Raw genomic sequence first — 19,651 nt, 5'->3', positions numbered from 1 at the left:
AGCTGTCACAAGCTGAATATTAAGGGGCTGTCCCGTAAGCAGATATTCTGCCGGCGATGACAGCCCCTTTTATATTCCCAAGGCTTATAACGTCAATAGAGCAGTGATTCTCCAATAACAGGAGAACCGCTGCTCTATATTGTTGTGTTCGTATGCTGCTTGTCAATGGATTTTGGGCAAGGGAAAGCCAACCGGCCCCAAGCGATTCTCTGACTATGTCCCCGCACTGAAACCGCCAGTAATCACAAGCTCCGCTGTCTGGGTGCCGGCAAGGCTTCCTCCCGCCATCACCGTAACCCGGCAGGGAACAGGCGCAAACTTCATTGACGTATTCCATATCCCCAGCTCTTCCACGCCCAGATGGAAGGTTACGGTCTGCTCTTCTCCGGTCTGCAGAGAGATTTTGCTGAAGCCCTTCAGCTCCGCAATCCGGCGGGTGATCCCCGACTCCCGGGCACGGATGTACAGCTGGACTGTCTCCAGCCCTGAGATAGCGCCGGTATTCTTCACATTGATGCTGACAGCGACCCGGCTGCCTGCATCCAGATCAGCTGTTGAGATGGAGTCAGCAGATAACGAGACACTGCCGTATTCGAAACTTGTGTAGCTAAGCCCGTGTCCGAAGGCATACAGCGGGGCAGACGGCATATCCACATATACCCGGGGACGGCCCGGGTCCTTCTGGTTGTAATACACCGGCAACTGCCCGGAGGAACGCGGCAGAGACACCGGCAGCTTGCCGCTGGGATTCACGTGGCCGAACACAATTTCAGCGATGGCCTGTCCGCCTTCCGCGCCGGGATATGCCGCGCAGAGAAGTGCACCGGCTAGCGGCTCCAGTTCGTCCAGTGCATGCGGACGGCCTTGGATAATGACTGCGACCACCGGTGTGCCGGTGGCAGCCACCGCTTCAGCAAGCTGCAGCTGGATGCCGCCGAGCCGCAGGTCGGCCAGATCCACACCTTCTCCGCAGTCCATTTCGGATGGACTGCCTTCACTGATAATTGCGGCACCGTTGGCCTCAAAGTCGCCGCCGAACTGCCGTGCACTGCTGCCTCCCAGCACCAATACAGCAACATCCGCACGCTGTGCCAGCTCCACCGCTTCGCTCAGGCCGGCTGTGGAAGATTCGCGGATGCCGCAGCCCAGGGCATGTACAACCTCAACCCCGGGCGGGGCACATTGCCTGATGCCCTGCAGTACCGTCGTACCGCTTCCTTCCCGTTGTATGCTGGTATAATCGCCGAGCTGATTGTAGAGCCGGTCCGCGTTCGGACCGATAACCGCAATCCGCCGTAGCTTGCCGGCGAGCGGAAGCAAAGCGTCTTCGTTCTTCAGCAGAACGGCCGATTCCCGCGCCACCTGCAGGTTCAGCCTGCGGGTATCCGCATGACCCACCACGGAAAGCGCCAGCTGCTCATCCGTATATGGACGTTCAAACAAGCCGAGCCGAAATTTCAGCGCCAGCACACGGGATACTGCGCGGTCAATATCAGCCTCGCGGACAAGACCCATATTCACCGCCTCCTCAAGCGTGCTGAACGCTTTGTCCCACAGGCTCAGGTCAACGCCGGCGGATAAGGCCAGCGCCGCTGCGCCTTCATAACTGCCGGTCAGCGCAATCAGACGGTCAACAGCCTGACCGTCAGCCATAACGATCCCGCCGAAATCCCATTCCCCGCGTAGAATACCGCTCAGCAGCGCCTCATTCGCATGGCAGGGAATGCCGTCGATTTCATTGTAGGCTGCCATGAATCCGGCCGCACCTGCCGCTGCACCTGCCTGCGCGGCCGGGAGATGAATCTCGCGAAGCTCACGTTCACCGATTGCTGCCGGCCCGGCATTCCTCCCGCCCTGCGCTGCTCCCTGAGCGCACAGATGCTTAAGAATCACTGCAACCTTGTCTGGTGAATCCAGCTCTTCCGGCGTTGTTCCCTGCATCCCGCGCACAGCCGATGCCGTGAAGGCAGCCGCCAGGAACGGGTCCTCGCTGTAGCATTCCTCGGAACGGCCCCAGCGCGGATCTTGCAGAATATCCAGGGCGGACAGCAGCCCGAGGTGAGCCCCCCGGCTGCGCAGCTCCAGCGCTACACGGCTGTAAGTCTGTTCCATCAGTTGTGGATTCCAGGTTGCTCCGGCAGCCAGATTCACGGGCAGCAGTGTTCCGTCCAGTGCCTGATGCCCATGCGGGCATTCCTCACTAAGCAGCACAGGAATGCCCAGCCGGGTATGCTCCAGCACGTAGCGCTGCACCTTGTTCGCAGCAGCAGCGCTGGCGGCGGCTGTAATCCCGTTGCTGTAATCCACCCCTGACCACGGGTCACTGCGGAATAATCCATACAATGCCCCCATGCCTGCTCCTTCAGCCACTTCCCGGCGGAAGGCCTCGGTAAGCACAAGCTCCCCGTTCTCCCAGGCATAAGCATCCCAGCCATACATCCGCTGGTTCAATTGGCCCGTCTTTTCACGCAGTGTCATGCGGGACAGAAGATCCCGAACCCGCTCCTCCACACTATAGGAAGGTTGCTTATATATTTCCATCTCTTGCTCCTCCCGCTTGCCAAAGGTTATCTAACTGACTTGTCCGGCTTAACCTTACAAGTCCTTGCTCGCCCTCAAGCCCCGATATTCCTTGGGGGTCATGCCCGTATAGGACTTGAACACAGTTACGAAATATTTGTATTCCTTGTAGCCCACCTTGTCGGCAATTTCGAAGATCTTATCATGTGTAGCCGCAAGCAGTGCCTTAGCCTGCTCGATCCGCAGCTCGTTCATATATTCCGTGAACCCCTTGCCCGTGCTCTGCTTGAAAATATAGCTGAAATAACTGGGCGTAATCTTCAGCCAGGCCGCGACCTCGGATGCCTTCAGATCCGTACGGTATTGCGCTTCAATGTAACGCTTGGCCTTCTCAACGATCCAGTAGGAGCGGTCTGTGCCATTCTGTTCAATCAGCTCCAGCAGATCGCCCATGTCCTTCTGGATCAGCTCCTGCAGAGCATCGTAAGAATTAAACAGGTAGAGGTCCGGTGACTGGCGGCCGTAATCCATACCGGTAATTCCGCTCTTGCGCAGCCGTTGGCGCAGCAGAGCGAACAGCTCCTCATACACAGTCACGATCTCATGCAGCAAATACGATTCACGCTTGAAAAAACTCAGCATTTCCGATACCAGCTCCCCGGTCTCACTGGCATCCTGCTTGAATAGAGCCGCTACCAGATTCTGCACCGTACCTGCAATATCCAGTGCCGCAGGCTCCCTTGTACCGCTCCACTGCCGGACAATATCTTCCTCAATCACAGCAGAGTTATCCAGTACAGCATAGCGCAGCAGCCCCACAGCTTCCGCACATCGGTCCGCCGTCTCTGCGGCATCGTCATAAGTCTGCGATGCTCCGCAATTCAGCTCCGCCCCGGGGATAAGCCCGGGAACGAAGCCGTCCAGCCATTCACGCCATTCCTGCGGCTCCAGCCGGTGGTCTGCCGCCGCCAATGTAATCAGCAGATTCTCATGATCGAAGATAGAGACAAGCTTCAGGCCTGGTAACGCCAGCTGCCCCTGAAGGCAGCCTATCCACTGCTCCTGCAGCTGCTCATACTCCTCTTGCCCAAGCTCCGAATAACGCCCGTAGAAGCAGCTCAGCTGCGTGGCAAGAATTCTGAACTGCTCTCCTTGAAGTGAAGAGGGAGCAGCCTTGCGGTAAGCCATCCCTTGCCGGGCCATATTGGTCAGCCAGAGCTTCACTTCATCCCTGCCGCCCTCCTGCTTCTGCTGCAGGATATCTTCTGCCAGCTTGCCCACTACTCCGGTAAGCTCGTCTATATTAACCGGCTTCAGCAAATAGTCGTTCACCCCGAGCCGGATCGCCTGGCGTGCATAATCGAAATCTTCATAGCCGCTGATAATAATCATGCGGACCTCAGGATAACGCCGCCCCACTTGCTCGGCAAGCTGGAGACCATCCATACCGTCCATCCGGATGTCCGAAAGCACGAAATCCACCTCATGCTCCCCCATAATCTGCAGCGCTTCTTCGCCGTCGTAAGCTTCGCCGATGACCTCTATCCCCAGCGCAGCCCAGTCGATGGTCAGGCGAAGTCCTTTGCAAATGACCGGTTCGTCATCAACAATCAGCATTTTAAGCCCTTTGGTGTCAGTTCGTCCGTTATTGCTCATGATCTTCTGCCCCCTCGCTTCCGGCCTGCCGCAACGGGAGCGAGACACGGATTCGTGTGCCTTCACCCGACGTATGGATAATCCGCAGCCCGTAATCCTGTCCGAAAAAAATAGACAGCCGTTCATGAATATTGCGCAGCGCCCCTTCGTGGCCGCTTATGCGCATGGAAGGCTTGTGATCCAGGGTAGCTGCGATTTCCCGCATTCGCTCCGGAGTCATGCCTATCCCATTGTCGGTCACATCAATTCGTATTTCATCTTCAGCCGTATAAGCCTTTACATCAATCGTGTGAACAGGCTTGCTTCTATCCATAGCGTGCTTGACCGCGTTCTCCACCAGCGGCTGGAGGGTAGCCTTCAGAGTAACTGCCTCTTCAATGCCCGGCTCCAGGTGCAGCGAATAGGACAGCTTATCCCCCAGACGGTACTGCTGTAAATACAAATAAGCCTGTACAAATTCCATTTCCTTGCCCAACGTCGTATGATAGCTTCCGTTATTGACGCTGGCGCGAAAGAATCTGGACAGCATTTCGATCAGTTGACTGGATTGCTCTGCCTGCTCCAAGCGGGCCGTCCAGCGGATCATATCCAGGGTATTGTACAGAAAATGAGGGTCCATCTGATTCTGCATCAGCCTTAGCTCCGCTTCCCTTTCGCGGAGCTCCAGCTTGTATTTATGATCAATAAGCTGCTGGATGGTCATGACCATCTCATTAAACTTGCTGCCCAGTTCTGCAATCTCATCCTGAGAGCTGACGGGCACCCTCGCGCTGAAGTCACCGCCGGCCACACGCCCAGTCTCGATCTTCAGCCGCAGAATCGGACGGATAATCGTATAGTGGAATCCAAGAAGTGCAGTGAGCGCCAGCACCAGAATAGCAATCAGGATAATGGACATCACGATCTTGACGCTGCGGAATTCCTCCGCCATCTTCTCTTCGGAGATCATAACGACCACTTTCCAGTCGGAATTTTCAATTTGGTTATACATTGTCAGATACCGCTGGCCCCCGATTTCAGCGGTGGCCAGCTTGCTGCTGCCAGCCGTGAGCCTTTGCATCAGGCCCTGGTCCGGCACATAACCGTCCGGCAGACGGTTGACGGATTCCAGGATCAGATCACCTGCTCCGCCCATTACGAACACGCTGCCGTAACCAGCTGCCAGCACGCCTTTTTCAAGCTGAGCGGCGATATCCGCTTCATCGAGCCGGATGGTCAGCATACCGAGCGGCTTCGTAATCTCACTGAAGGAATTCAGGACCCGGATCATGGAGAGCACCCGGACCTGCCCATTCCATGAACTGTTCAGCGGATAGCCCTCAGTCCAGAGAATCCCGCCTTTTCGGGCCACCGCCTCACGCTCCCACTTGTCTTCATCCCCACTGAACGGCTCGCCCATCTCGATGGTATTACCGTTGTAGCCGGAAATCTCAATGGATCGGATATAACTTCTCGACATTAATTGGAAGGTCAGGAAATCCTCAATATTGCGTTTATATACAGACCTTTGTTCAGCCTCAAGCGGCGGATAGCTGCGGAGAAAGTTCCGCATGTCGGGACTCAGGATGAAGTAATCGGCGATATCCTCCACCATTTTGGTCTGTTCGCCAAGCTGGCTGGTCACATTATCAAGGTTGCGGCGGGTAGCACTAACGAACTGCTCGCGGAGTACCTTGTTGTACTTATATTGAACAATGACCCCGACCCCGATGGTCGGCAGAAAGACAAATAGCAGAAATATCACCATAGCCTTGCGCTTCAAGCCGAAATTACCGGCCTTTCTCCAGCGTGTTTGCATCCTCAGACTCCTTTTTTCCTCCACCGCCGCTGCTTCCAGGACCTGCTGCACCCATCACTGCGGACCCGGATTTAGCCTTTGACAGCTCCAGCGGTCATCCCGGTAACCAGCTGCTTCTGCAGCAGCAGATAGAAGATCAATATTGGGACGAGTGCAATCGTCAGCGCCGACATCTGCAGCGTATAGCTCGCCGTCTCCACACCGACGAAGTTCGCCAGCCCCAGCGGAAGCGTCTTAAGCGAATTGGAAGTGATCAGTACAAGCGCGAATAAGTATTCATTCCAGTTGTAAATAAAGTTGAGAATCACGACGGTAGCCATAGCCGGGCGGGTGATTGGCAGAATAATAGACCAGAAAATGCGGAATACACCCGCTCCGTCCATAATCCCCGACTCTTCCAGATCCTTGGGAAAGCCCCGCATAAAGCCCTCCAGAATGAACACCGTAAGTGACAGGTGAAACGCCGTATACGGCAAAATTAGCGAGAAATACGTATCTATCAGGCTCAGTTTCTGCATAATCAGGAAGATCGGGATCAATGTGGCGTGAATCGGCACCAGCATCCCCAACAGGAACAACGCATACGTGAAGCCCCGGAGCTTGAAGGTGAACCGGGCAAGGAAATAGGCGGCAAGCGAACCCAGCAGCACGGTCACAATCAGCGATACGAACGTAATCAGCAGACTGTTCAAGAAGTAAATGTTCATATTCGCAATTTCCCAAGCCTTCGTGTAGTTGGAGAAATGCAGTGTGGTCGGGAAGGAGAACGGGTTCGCCGCATATTCCTGCTCTTCCTTAAACGAATTAACGATCATCCAGAAAATCGGAATTATATTCATAATAGCGAACAGACTCAAAAATGTGTAGGCCATGACTTTGAATAACGGTGTTTTTTTATCCATAACTTCTCTCCTCCTTTCTGTAGATCTTCATCAGGCGTCCTTCTCCCGGCCAATCCGGTTAACGATAGAAATCACAACAAGACTGAACAGCAGAATCAGAATCGATACTGCGCTGCCATAGCCGTAACGCAAATTCATAAATGCGCTGTTGTACATATAGAGCGTCATGACTTCTGTCTGATGTGCCGGCCCGCCGCCGGTCAGTACCTGAATCAAATCAAATACGCGGAAAGAGTTACTGATGCTGTATACGACCGCTACCATAATTGTGCTGCGGAGCATCGGAATCGTGATATGCAGTGTCCGGCGGAATCCTGTGGCACCATCCAGCTCGGCAGCTTCATTAACTTCATCCGGGATATTCTGCAGAGCAGCAAGGAAAATAACCATGTACAGCCCGCAGTTCTGCCAAATGTAGGCCACACTGATGGACAACATAGACCACTTTATGTCCCCCAGCCAGTTCTGCTGCCAGCTCTCCAGTCCGAAGAAGGCCAGCATGCTGTTCAGCATCCCGTATTCCGTGTTATAAATCATGCCCCAGATTAAGGAAACCATGACGGACGAGATGACAACAGGCATGAACCCTACGGTACGGAAGAAGCCAGAGCCCTTAAGTCCCTTGTTCAGCAGCATCGCCATGATCAGCCCCAGCGGAATTTGACCGACCAGCCCCGTCAGCATAATGACAATGTTATTCTGTACAGACAGCCAGAACGTATCATCAGTAAGAATACGGGAGTAGTTGTCCAAGCCGACAAACGTCATCTTGCCGATCCCGTTCCAGTCCATCACCGAGTAGTAGAGCGAAATGCCGATCGGTATGATCGCAATTCCAAGATAGATGACCAGCGCCGGGAATAATCCGATAAAGATCGCCAGTTTATTTTGCTTAAGCGTATGCACAGGGCATCCCCCTTCCAGTTGAATCCTCTTCTGCTTATGAAATGGAGAAACGGCTTCGCCTGATGATGCAAACGGCGGTTTCCGTTTCTCCCTGTTAGTCCTAGTTCATTTGGTCAAAAGCTGCCTGTGCATCCTTGGCGACCTCTTCCGGTGTGCCGCGGCCTATAGTGAGCGCCTGTATGCCGTTCTGCACAACGTCAACCACTTGTGTCGGAATGATGCTGTCGAATACAGGAGCCGTGCCTTTGCTGGTCAGCTCAAGCATTTCTTTCAGATAAGGGCTGGCATCCTCAGGAATTTCTACGGTGGCCGGAACTACAACCCCGTTGCGGATCAACTCCTTGTACAGGTCCTCACTGACAAAATACTTCATGAATTCCTCAGCCGCCGCTTTGGTTTTCTCATTCAGTCCGCTCTTAATGGCGATGCCGTACTGCACCACACCCGCACTCTTCACCGGATCACCTTTGCCGCCTTCCACACTCGGGAACAGGGCAATGCCGAACTTGTCGCCTTCGTCATTATTGATCCGGATTCTCGCATCTACCGTTGAGGAAGAGATATGCATAGCTGCTTTGCCCTGGATGAAATAATCCTGGCCTTGTACGGAATCCATGTTGTTGGCATCGGTATTGAAGGCCTTCAGCTTGGTCAGCTCATCAATGACCGCAATCGCTTTGACGAACTCGGGGTCAGTGAATTTCGCTTCCTTATTTACCACCTTTGTAAGGAAGTCACTGCCGGTAAAACGGTCTCCGAGAATGGACAGATAGGAGGACTGTAGCGGCCATTGCTCCTTGTTGCCCAGCGAGATTGGCGTAATCCCCGCCGCTTTCAGCTTGGTGACTGCGTCGATGAACTTATCGTACGTATCAGGAAACTCTGTGTAGCCTACTTGGGCGAACATCTCTTTGTTGTAATAAATGATGTCTACGAAGGTTTGTTTGGTCGGAACGGCATACTGCTGGCCGCCTATATTGAACCCGGCCAGGGCGCTCTCCGGCAGAATTGACTTCCAGTTATCCATCAGACCATCAATCGGCTCCACCAGGCTGCCTTCCACCAACGGCTCGAGATCGGCTCCAGGCCATACGACATTGATGTCCGCCAGATTGTTGGCGGCTGCAAGCGTCCGCAGCTTAGTTTTATATTGTGCAGAAGGCACTCCGTCCTGCTTGATCACAATATTCGGATGCTCCGCCTCAAATTTGGCGATCCGCGCCTTGTATACCTCATTGTCCACATTGGGCGAGGTCCAGGGATGCATCATATTCAGGGTGATGGTCTCTTCGCTATTCCCGCTCCCGCTTGCATTACCCGCGTTGTTGCTGTTGCCGCATGCTGCTGTGAACAAAGCCAGCGCGCCCGCCATCCCAAGCAAAGCTACTTTTTTGGTCTGTTTCATTGTCACCCTAATCAACCCTCTTTCTACTATTATTAGTATCTGCTATTCCCGCACCTCAGATTCCCTCTTGCAGGGACTACCTGAGCTGTTACGTTAATTATAAAAGCTATTAGCTGCGGTCTATATCCCACAAATGTTAGATTATATCCGATATTCTACAGCGGATTTGCAATAAATATGAAAAATACACTAAAAACCATGAAATAAAGTCATATTATATTACATAAGACGTTATATAAATACCTCTTTTTCCGGGGGACTTGCGGGTAAACGCTTCCAATATTAACAGGATAGGAACCGCCTGAAAATATCCAAGCGGTTAGCGAACATCCTTCTACAATACCGTCTGCCCCAGCAGATGCTCCAGCATATCGGAGAGCGGAACAGTTGCCAGTGCGATGGCTGTATCGGTTACGCCGTAGTAGATATGCAGAATTCCGTCATCGAGTACACAGCCGGTCGGAAAAATAACATTGGGAATCTGATAGCCGAATTTCTCATAATACGTCTCGGGCTCCATGATGAATTCTTTCGTTCTGGCGATCACCTTGGACGGATCTTCCAGATCGAGCAGCATCGCGCCCAGGCGGTACACTGTATCGTCATCTACACCGTGGTACAGCAGCAGCCAACCATGCTCCGTACGAATGGGCGGAGTGGAGGCACCGATCTTTTTGTTCTCCCAGCTGTTTTCCGCTTTGGCCAGCAGCTTCGGGGCTTCCCAGTTTTTCAGATCCTCCGAGTAAGAGATCCAGATTGCTGCCTGCTCTGTTCCGTAAGTTTCACCGATGTACTCCTCCGGTCTGCGCAGCAGCGCGTATTTGCCGCCTATTTTCTCCGGGAACAGCATGTTGTTGCGGTCGTTAATCTCAAGCGGGGTTGTAGTACTTACATACTCCCAGTCCGTCAGATTGCGGGAGGACATCAGAATGGAGCGCGTCAGCCAGTGTCCTTCCTCTTCTCCCCAGCCATCGGGATATTCAGGTATGGAGCGCTCTGGAATGCCGGTTCCGGTCGGATAATAATTCATTGCACAGGGGCGGAGCGCAAAGCTCATGTAGAACAGATCCCCAATTTTCACTATTCTCGGGTCCTGTACACTGCCGTACGGAAAGCCGAGCATATCGGGTGTAACCACCGGCTCGTCCTTCACATGAGTGAAATGGACACCATCCTCGCTTTCCAGCAGACCCAGAACATTTTTGCACGGCGTCAGGGAGCCTGCGGTCCGTTCAATCATATAGAATTTCCCGTTATCCTTGATCACTGCCGGATTAAATACCGTCGCCAGCCGCCAGTCATATTTGCCCGGAACCACGATTGGATTCTCCGGATGTCTGTTGATTTTCATTGCTCTGCCTCCTCAGGGTTAACCTGTACTTGAATTGAATTATCCCCATTATAGCCCGCCCCCGGGCGTCAAAATATCCCGCGCAGTATAGAAATCATCCGAATAATAGCGCTAATATGCCCGGTTAAGGGAGAAGACTCAGCGCTGAACATCGCCGCCCGGATTCATCAGCATCCGGAAGACATCCTGCTCGGAGGACATCGGCGAGTCTCCCGCTACAGTATGCGCCAGCACTCCGGCAGCGGCAGCGAATGAAACGGTATGCTGCGGATCAAAGCCCTCCAGCTCACCGTGAATAATACCGCTGGCATAAGCATCTCCCGCTCCGACCCTGTCCAGGACTGTAAATGTCAGATTATCTGAGAACGAGAAGCAGCCTGCCTTGAAGATATACCCGCGCAGGGAGTGACGGTTGTCCTCATGAATGGTCCGCTGCGTTCCGGCAACTGTACAGAGACTGTAACGGGCAGCCACTTCAGGAATCAGCTCCCGCAGCTGCGCCTCCCGTTCGCCTTTTACCGCATCCATGCCCAGGATGAACATGGCATCCTGCTCGTTCATGAGCACAATGTCAGCCAGATGAAGCATCTCTTCATAGTGCGGCTTCGCCAGCTCATAGCCGCCTTCCCTCCAGAGGGACGGGCGGTAATTGCAGTCAAAAACCACGAGGCCTCCCTTGAGCTTGACCGCTTCGGCGTAGCTTTTCATCGCCGTTCTGACACCGTCATTCATCGCCAGCGTAATGCCGCAGAAATGGACAGCATCCGCTTTGCCAGCAAGCCCGGCGAAGGAATACGTATTCTGCGGAGCTGTATTGAAGCTGCTCCCGGCCCGGTCCGTGTAGGTCACTCTGCCGGGCCGGGCCCCGAACCCGTTCTCCAGGAAATACATTCCGATATACTGCCCGCCGCGCTTAATATAGCCGGAATGAATGCCCAGCTTGCGCAGGCTGGCGATTGCGGCATCGCCCAGCGGCCCCTCGGGCAGCCTGGTAACCAGACTGCCCTGATGCCCGTACCGGGTCAGAGCGGATAACACATTCACACCACTCCCAGAGAATGAATAGTTCAGATTGCTGGCTTGTGACAGCAGCTCATATCCGGGTACCTGCAACCGCATCATCACTTCGCCGAAAGCGGCGATCTGTTTAGACATAGCTGTCCGCCAGCCTGGTCATCATCCGGTATAGCTTCTGCACATCGGCAGGCCGCGTAAGCCCGGTACCCTGGTCAATAATGGAGGTATAGACATGGGGAATGACCTGCGGGACGCCAGCACTAAGCGCAATAGACAATATAGCCTCAAAGTTGGATAGGTCAATGCCGCCTGTCGGCTCCAGCGCAAAGCTCTCCTCGGCACAGGCTTCAGCCACCGCACGCAGCTCTGCTTCCCTGCTCAGACCCTGCATGGGGAAATATTTCAGTGCATTGCCGCCCATATCCCGTACTAGGGCGATTGCTGCCTTCACAGGAATAACCGCCTGCTCCGTCTGAGCGGCGCTAACCGGTCCAGTGGAGATATTAACATAGCCGGGCTGCCCTGCCGGAGAGACCAGACTGTTGATCCAGCTGTTCTTCCCGCCCAGACTTGCACGGGTGATGCCTACGGCAGGAAATACCTGATTGATGTGGCTTCCGCCATAGTACCTGGCGATTTCCGCCACCACTGCAGCTTGACGGTTATCCCCGGCTCCCAGTCCGATGGATACTGCACCGTCAATTTCCCGGTCATAGGCTTCCATTGCTGTTACCGCTTCCTGGACAGTGGCATAATCCTTCGAGAGTACGCCAACCAGTACATGCCCCTCGGACGCCTCGAACACCTCTTTGGCGTTCCCGATATCCCGGGCCAGCACATTCAAGGCGACCCGTCCCTTGTAGAACCGTTCTGCAATCTTAGACATCTGCTTCTCCTCCAGTCAATTGGCGAATTCTCGCCGCAATGATGTGAATGTCATCGCCCGTGAGCGGACGCGGATCAATATCGAAATAACCCTGCCGGACGCCGTAGTCCCGGGTATAAATGGCGATATCCCCCTGCTGCAGCCCTTCGGACAGCTCCTGTGCGGAAATTCCGGCCAAAGCCCGGTCCACCTGGACTCTCCCCCGGAAGATCGCCCGTCCAGCTTCATCCTGGACAACAGACACCTGTATGCCGGGAAGCCCATTCAGGGTCAGCAACGTCTGCAAGGCTGCTTTTTCCTGCCTGCTGTTATCCTGTTTAACCGCATACTCATCCAGCGCCTGCAGCAGCCCGAACGTCGTTTCTTTGCCGACCTTCATACTCCGTCCGATGCCGTGGAGCTGTACCTTCAGCCATTCGATATAGGTCCGCTTGCCCGCGACAATGCCGGAGGTCGGTCCTTCAATAGCTTTAGAACCGCTATAAATAACCAGATCGGACACCTGCACATATTTCTGCAGATCCTCTTCTGCTGCGGCATCCACAATCAACGGAAGGCCTGCCGCCTGGGCGACCTCCCAGGCCTCTTCGACAGAAATCATATTCTTCTGCACCGCATGATGGGATTTCACATACAAAATGGCAGCCGTCCGCTCCGACACAGCGTCCCTGAGATGCTCTGCCCGGCCTTCATTGGCATAACCGGCTTCCAGGACTGCCCCGCCGCCGAGGTAGATCATAGTTTCAACAGGCGCACCATATTGCACGTTATGCCCCTTCAGCATAATAATCTCATTCCGGTACAGCTTATCCTGATGCAGGCGAAGGCTTGCACGCGGTTCGCCGCGTGTTACCACCGCTGCTACCGCAAGTGCAATTCCGCTGGAAGCCGAATTGACAATCACCGCAGCCTCCGAACCGATATGCCGTGCTGCATAGTCTCCAGCCTTATCTACCAGCTCGGCAATCTCCACATACCGCTGTCCTCCCTGCTTCATCGCATCCATCACCGTATCCGTAGGGGCTGATACCCCCAGGATACTCATGCGGCCGCTGGCATTAATCACCCGCTTCAGGCCGTATTTCGCATTCAATGAATCTGCCATCAACGAACACTCCCATCGCTTCAATAATTTGCCGGCCTACCCGCCGCGTGCCTTCTGAATCCACCAACTCGACCAGCTGGTCCTTCACTCGGAATAACGTCAGATTAGCCTCGCCTCCGGTGCGGATTTCACCCAGCTCAGGTCTGCCAAGCCAGTCTGCAACCTGTGTTGTCACCCGTTCCACTGTTTCCTCAAGAGAATAGCCGAGTGCAAGAAATTTAGTCAGCACATGGGCCAGACTGAAGACCGGGCCGTGCATCCGGTTGCCCCGGTAGATGTCGCTGCTGATCGTATCCGGATGGACACCGCTGCGCCTCGCGGCTTCCGCCACATCAAAGGAAAAGCTGGCTGTTCCGTGTCCGACATCCAAATGGACTCCGCGTAAGACCGCTTCCTTCAAGACTTCAAGCGGCTGGCCCGCACCGTCAAACAGATTATTGCTTTTGCCGTTCAAATAATGGGTGATGATATCCCGCCTGCGCAAAAGCGGAATCACCTCACGGATATCCGGAGGACCCGAGCCGATATGTACCATCAGCGGCAGGCCCGTCTCTTCCGAGAGCTGAACCGCCGCATGCAGCGGCTCAAGTCCGTTCTCCTTCACCACACTCCGGCTGATCCTCGCCTTCAGTCCTACGATAAATCCCGGGTGCTTCGAGACAGCCAGCAGTAGCCTTGCCCGGTTAATCCATTCCATATCGGCCAGCTCATCAATCCGCTGCAGCCCGATATGTGATATGTTGAGGAAAGCCAGCAGCCTGGTAGCCGCTCTCCGCCCCGCTTCTGCAAGCTCAGCGATCCGGTCAGCCCCGCAGCTTCCGGCATCCACAATAGTGGTCACGCCTTGCTTCACGCCTATCTCATCTATCTCGTCCCCGTACGGGTCAAAAGCGGGAAAAGCATGAACATGCATATCAATCCAGCCGCTGGAGACATAGGCTCCCGCCGTCTCCCATACCCGGCCGCCGGCCGCATCTGCGGTACCTGCGGGTACAATCTCTGCGATCCTTCCATTCTCCACCACCAAATCCACTTCTTCACCGTTCATCCGCCTTACCCGGCGGAGCAGCAACCGCTCTGTCATCATCCTCATCTCCCTTCAGTTCAACTGTTGATGCCGCCCACTGTATGAATTAATCATAGCCCGGCCCCGCAGAAAGAAATATCCCATAAAATTGCGATTATATCGTGAGAATTCAGATCATTCTCCAGTGCATGGATACCAGAAGTATTTCCTATTTCTGCCGCAACGCAAAATAACCCCACAAAGTGGGGCTTAGCATCTATGATTACTCAGGTACTTTGCTCGGACCCCCATAGCCTAATTTTCATCAAAAAAAAAGCCTTCAAAACCCGCAGGTTATGGAAGCTTATCTTATAATTAGTATTATAATTATTATTATGGCTATTTCATTTAATTCCTTATGCGCTTCAATGAACCACCGTTGCTCCGGGCAGTTCAAGCTCAGCTTCAAGGGAGTGCTCCTCTTCCCGCACCCGTTCCCGCTGCTTCACCGGCTTCTGCGGCCGCTGCTGGTTCATCTGGCCAGACAGCTGCGACACGGGCATCAGCATCATTTTGGGTACCAGCAGCTCACTGCGGACTTTAAGTCTCGCTCCGCCTGACGGATGAATGACGCTGAGCAGAATACTGAGATAGAATTTGGTGGAGCTTGCGAACAGGCCGTTTGGCAGATCCAGAACCATGAATCCGAATTTCTCCGGCCCGCGGTTCAGCAAGCTCACACCGTAGAGCGCCTTGGCTTCCGCCAGTTCCACATCACCGGCAATCCGCTCCGCAAGCACTGGGAGATCCTTCTCCATGCGGCGGATCATGCGGATGGCCAGCTGTGCCGAGGAACGCGAATGAACGCCCAGCTCGAACAGCTGCCTGTTGTCGATATGCAGCTCTATCACCTTATCACCTTTGCTTAAGGTCTCGCCGTTATCCATGTGCACGGGATTCCCCTGATACTTACGCAGCCGGTAATGCAGGAACGGATCTGCCGGAGAGATCGTCTTGATCTGGAACAATAGCTGGAATACCTGTTCCCAGGCCAGCCATAAGCCGACAACCAGCCGTTTGCCGAAAGACAGCCTTGTAATAGGGGAGTCCTGTACCGCCTTGATCATCTCGTCAATCCGGATACTTCGCAGCCCCCGTCGATCCGCTTCTTGAAGCATCCGCTCCAGAGCAATAAGCATATGCTCTGGTGCATGCGGATCGGCACCGAGCGTAGTACCACAGTCATGAAGCAGCAGGACCTCACCGGGACCCAGCTTAGAGATCAGCTTGTCGGTCAGCCGTTCCGCCCCCAGCTTCTCCTTCCAGTCGCCGAACATGGCCGACCAGAGTACAATCTGCACCTGCCGCCGCTTCGAGAAGTCAAACAGGTTCACAATCCCCCACGGCGGACGGTAATACGTGCTGCGCTCGCCGGTTATTTTGAAGATAATATCATCGGTCCGCTGAATTTGCTTCCTCACCGTTGCCGGACGCATCAGCCAGTTCGTCTTGTGCACATAATTGTGAATCCCGATAAGATGCCCTTCATCATGCATACGCTTAATAATCTCCGGATGTGCTTCAGCATGTGCACCGACCACGAAGAAAGTCGCCTTAGCCCCATAACGCTTAAGCAAATCCAGCAATAATGGTGTATAGTGCGGGTCAGGTCCATCATCAAAGGTCAGGCCGTAATCCGTGCGCCCGATTCCCTTTCGAAAGACACGATAACCAAATATCCGGCTGATCATTCCAGGAATGAAAGCATAAAAGGTAGAGATATAAAATAGCCAGAGCAGCAAAGTCTGCATGTAAATTCCCCGCTTTTCCAGAGTTGACTTTGGCTCGTCTTACGTGTGATACGGCCAAGTAGAGTAAGTAGAAGCGTCTGCTGTCCTGCAAGAGGACAATACCGTTGTGGCGACAAGTAGTGCATTCAAAAAACATTACCCCCTATTTTAACACAGCTGCCAAAGAAATAGACGCTTTTTTAATAAAATCGTGTACAATGAATTGAAGTGATTATTGTAAATTTATCTAGAAAAGGAGTCGTTTATCTCTATGCTGCCGCTGTACAAAAAATATTGGCGCACTTTTTTCGACATCGGATTGGTTATCCTGACGCTGTATCTCGTGATGCTGGGATTCAGTAAGCTGTATCAGCTGGCCGCTCCTGTGTTCCTGTCCTTTTTTGTCTTCCTGCTGATTGAGCCGCTGGCCCGGTTCCTGAACCGCAAGGGAATGGCTAAGCCTTTTGCCTCCGCTATCTCCGTGGTCCTCTTCCTAGTGATCCTGCTTGGCGCCTTATTTGCTGCCGGACTGTTAATTACGACCCAGGTCATTCAATTCCAGGATAATCTGCCCAGATATACATACATAGTCCAGCAGCATTTTACTGAGGCTACCACCTATCTCCAGCAAAAAATCGATGCGCTCCCGCCCGATCTCACAGATAAGCTGAACGGTTATTTCACCGATGCTACCAATGTCCTCTCGACGTGGATGGTCACCTTCTTTAAATATATGATCGGTGTGCTTGGCTCCTTCTCTTCCTTTATGGCTAATTTCGGCATTGCGATTATTCTGGCCTTTTTTCTCAGTATGGAGATTAAGGACTGGCGCCGGATTGCCCATGACAAGCTGCCCAAGACCTTTAAGACGGCTTACGCTTTCCTGCAGGGGAATGTGTTCAAGGCTATCGGTTCTTATCTAAAAGCCCAGCTGATTCTGATCAGCATTACCTTCGTGATCGTTCTCGCCGGACTGCTGATCCTGCAGACTGGAAATGTTCTTACTCTAGCTCTGATCTGCGCCTTGTTCGACCTGCTGCCACTACTTGGAGTACCGGCGATTCTGATCCCCTGGATCATTTATTTATTCATTGTCGGCAATACCTCACTGGCCATTGGTCTGATCATTCTGCTGGCAGTGGTGATGGTGATCAGACAGCTGCTGGAGCCCAAAATCACCGGAAATTCGATTGGCGTCTCCTCGGCGTTCCTGATGCTATCCTTCGTCATTCTGTCTTCCTCTGTATTTGGTATCGCTGGCCTTATTCTGTCGCCGATCCTGCTGATCCTGCTCAAGGAGCTGATTCAGCAGGGGTATCTGCAGCGCTGGATCTATCTGCCGCAGGAGGAATTCATCGTGTCTCCGTTCGCCGCTTCTGAACCCTCCACAGCAGGCGGCCCCGTATCGGGTAATACGGCAGGTACAGCTTCGGCAGGTACAGCAGGCACCGACGATACTCAGGCCCCCGTTGACCCGGACAGCAGCTCAAATACTTGACCGAATAATTTGGCAGCTGCCTGCGGACTGCTTGGAGCCACGTTCTCGACAGCAACGGATACAGCATATCTCGGATGGTCTACCGGGCCATAGCCGATGAACCATTGATTATTGCGGGCCACGCCTTTGACCAGAGTCTGCGCTGTGCCTGATTTGCCGGCGACCGGCCATTCAAGGCCCTGCAGCGTCTTGCCTGTTCCTTCTGTCACCACTTTACGCATCATGGACAGCAGCACGCGGGCGGTTGCCCCCGATATTCTGCCCTGCGGGGCAGGGGCCAGATGTCCCGGAAGCTCCTTCAGCGTCTGGCCGTTGGCAAAAGCCACCCGCTGCAGAATACGCGGCGCTCTAACCTCCCCGCCATGCAGCAGCGTGACTACGAGGTTCGCCGCCTGCAGAGGCGTAATCCGCACATCGCGCTGGCCGATCGCGGTCTGCACCCTGGCCCCGCCGTCATCCGGCAGCAGCGTGGTGAAGATCGTCCCCGTCTGCTCCCCGGAGAGCGGCCGGAGCAGTGGAAGGCCCAGCGTATTCTCCGCCTGCCAGCCGATGTCCCGGCCAAGGCCAAGTCCCAGAGCAGCAGCATTAAGTTGTGCTCCACTAAGCCGCTCGGCAAGCGTGGCGAACACGGTATTACAGGACACGGCGAACCCTTGCGCCATCGTAAGGGCGCCGTGTCCTTTGCCGTTCAGGCAGGTTAATCCGTATTTACCGTATTCCCCTTTACAATAGAACGGTTCCTCCGGTGAAGTTAATCCGGCCTCCAGGGCAGCAGCGGCAGTGACTATCTTGAAGATGGACCCGGGTACCGCTGCCTGCAGCGCCCGGTTGTTCCACTCCCCTCCTTGCGGTGAGATCTGCTCCGGGTTGTAGAACGGCAAGGATACCATCGCGGCAATATCGCCGTTCTGGCTATCCAGGACTACAACTGCCCCCTCCTTTACGTCCGCTTCTGCGGCCAGCTGCTCAATACTCTCCTGTAGTTTCTTATCAATCGTGGTATATAAAGACAGCGGGTAATAAGGATTCCCCGGTGCTTTGACTATAATCGGACTGCCTGGAACACGGTTTCCCCGGGCATCCACCTGGGCAACCGCCTCCGTATGCCCCACTCCCTGCAGCAGCGGCTCCAGTGTTTTCTCCAGCCCGTCCGTACCTGTACGCGGAATCCGCAGACCAGTCGGTGATTGCCGTAGCGCTTCACCCGAAGCTTCAGACAAATAACCAAGCCATTGCCGTCCTGAAGCGGCTCCATCATATCTGCGGGCAAAGGGTAGCGCCTTAACCCCCTCAATTCCCAGCTCTTCCACTTCCCGGGCCTCTGACAACGACAATGCCAGCGGAGTGCCCCCCTTGCCGGAGGGCCAGAGCAGCGGCTCCTTAAGCCCTGTGCGTGTAGATTGCAGCTGGCTGTAGCTGACCCCAAGAATTTCTGCCAGGCGGTGCAATTGGTTATCCCCGGCAGGCTCCCCGGTAACCGTATGCAGCGGAAGTGATTCTTCCTGCGGAAACAGTGCCGCTGTCCATACAGTCTCTCCGGCCAGCGGTTCTCCGTTCCTGTCATAGAGCCGGCCCCGCCCACTGTCCAGTACTGTCTCCCGCTCGCTCTGAATTTCAGCCATCTGTGCCATCGTGTACCCGCTGCTGCTTACCTGCTGATTCTTCATCAGCAGCTGGACCCAGGCCAGTCTGATGATCAAGCCTGCAACGAGCACAGACAGAATCAGCAGACTCCAAAATATACGTTTGTGAACCAGCTTCTGCAAGTGTTATTCCTCCATCAAGTGGGCTGCTGAACTATGGGTTCTATT

General features: G+C 54.2%; 14 protein-coding genes. 1 reads left to right on the top strand and 13 read right to left on the bottom strand.

Going from position 1 to position 19,651, the window contains the following annotated elements:
• Nucleotides 1-213: 213 nt before the first annotated feature.
• The 12 genes from R50912_RS08825 to R50912_RS08770 all read right to left on the bottom strand — a co-directional run bounded on the left by R50912_RS08825 (nt 214) and on the right by R50912_RS08770 (nt 16,363).
• Complete coding sequence (locus R50912_RS08825; RefSeq protein WP_042234056.1) at nt 214-2,541, bottom strand: glycoside hydrolase family 3 N-terminal domain-containing protein; 2,328 nt, start codon at nt 2,539-2,541, stop codon at nt 214-216.
• Nucleotides 2,542-2,595: 54 nt separating this feature from the next.
• Nucleotides 2,596-4,176 (bottom strand): response regulator transcription factor, encoded by a 1,581-nt coding sequence (locus tag R50912_RS08820; protein WP_042234055.1) that lies wholly within the window; start codon nt 4,174-4,176, stop codon nt 2,596-2,598.
• Entirely contained in the window at nt 4,166-5,974 is a 1,809-nt protein-coding gene (locus tag R50912_RS08815) for a cache domain-containing sensor histidine kinase (protein ID WP_042234054.1), read from the bottom strand. Before R50912_RS08815 ends, R50912_RS08820 begins: the two co-directional genes overlap by 11 nt.
• Nucleotides 5,975-6,045: 71 nt before the next feature.
• On the bottom strand, nt 6,046-6,876 hold the full coding sequence (locus tag R50912_RS08810) for a carbohydrate ABC transporter permease (RefSeq protein ID WP_042234052.1): 831 nt from the start codon (nt 6,874-6,876) through the stop codon (nt 6,046-6,048).
• Nucleotides 6,877-6,906: 30 nt separating this feature from the next.
• The gene (locus tag R50912_RS08805) at nt 6,907-7,782 is read right to left on the bottom strand and encodes a carbohydrate ABC transporter permease (protein ID WP_042234050.1); all 876 of its coding nucleotides are present in this window, start codon (nt 7,780-7,782) and stop codon (nt 6,907-6,909) included.
• A 100-nt stretch (nt 7,783-7,882) separates the two neighbouring features.
• Nucleotides 7,883-9,187, bottom strand: a complete 1,305-nt coding sequence (locus R50912_RS08800) for an extracellular solute-binding protein (RefSeq protein ID WP_042241936.1) — start codon at nt 9,185-9,187, stop codon at nt 7,883-7,885.
• Between the two features lie 334 nt (nt 9,188-9,521).
• On the bottom strand, nt 9,522-10,538 hold the full coding sequence (locus R50912_RS08795) for a glycoside hydrolase family 130 protein (RefSeq protein ID WP_042234048.1): 1,017 nt from the start codon (nt 10,536-10,538) through the stop codon (nt 9,522-9,524).
• A 138-nt stretch (nt 10,539-10,676) separates the two neighbouring features.
• Nucleotides 10,677-11,693 (bottom strand): sugar kinase, encoded by a 1,017-nt coding sequence (locus R50912_RS08790; protein WP_042234046.1) that lies wholly within the window; start codon nt 11,691-11,693, stop codon nt 10,677-10,679.
• Complete coding sequence (dagF, locus tag R50912_RS08785; protein ID WP_042234044.1) at nt 11,686-12,441, bottom strand: 2-dehydro-3-deoxy-phosphogluconate aldolase; 756 nt, start codon at nt 12,439-12,441, stop codon at nt 11,686-11,688. Before dagF ends, R50912_RS08790 begins: the two co-directional genes overlap by 8 nt.
• Nucleotides 12,434-13,546, bottom strand: coding sequence for a DgaE family pyridoxal phosphate-dependent ammonia lyase (locus R50912_RS08780; protein ID WP_042234040.1), 1,113 nt, complete (start codon nt 13,544-13,546; stop codon nt 12,434-12,436). Before R50912_RS08780 ends, dagF begins: the two co-directional genes overlap by 8 nt.
• Complete coding sequence (locus R50912_RS08775; RefSeq protein ID WP_042234038.1) at nt 13,500-14,630, bottom strand: amidohydrolase/deacetylase family metallohydrolase; 1,131 nt, start codon at nt 14,628-14,630, stop codon at nt 13,500-13,502. The genes R50912_RS08780 and R50912_RS08775 overlap by 47 nt, the downstream gene beginning before the upstream one ends.
• Before the next feature lie 347 nt (nt 14,631-14,977).
• Nucleotides 14,978-16,363 carry a polysaccharide deacetylase family protein gene (locus R50912_RS08770; protein ID WP_042234036.1) on the bottom strand — a complete coding sequence of 462 codons (1,386 nt, stop codon included), beginning with the start codon at nt 16,361-16,363 and terminating at the stop codon, nt 14,978-14,980.
• Nucleotides 16,364-16,613: 250 nt separating this feature from the next.
• Between R50912_RS08770 and R50912_RS08765 the strand changes: the two genes are divergently transcribed.
• Entirely contained in the window at nt 16,614-17,840 is a 1,227-nt protein-coding gene (locus tag R50912_RS08765) for an AI-2E family transporter (protein ID WP_042234034.1), read from the top strand.
• Here R50912_RS08765 and R50912_RS08760 read toward each other — a convergent pair.
• Nucleotides 17,801-19,606: a peptidoglycan D,D-transpeptidase FtsI family protein gene (locus tag R50912_RS08760; protein WP_042234032.1), complete on the bottom strand. Its 1,806-nt coding sequence runs from the start codon at nt 19,604-19,606 to the stop codon at nt 17,801-17,803. The two genes, R50912_RS08765 and R50912_RS08760, sit on opposite strands and share 40 nt — an antisense overlap.
• Nucleotides 19,607-19,651: the final 45 nt, after the last annotated feature.

The sequence above is a fragment of the Paenibacillus sp. FSL R5-0912 genome (assembly GCF_000758605.1).
In the GTDB taxonomy this organism is placed as follows: domain Bacteria; phylum Bacillota; class Bacilli; order Paenibacillales; family Paenibacillaceae; genus Paenibacillus_AQ.
This window is presented reverse-complemented; position numbering and strand designations above follow the sequence as displayed.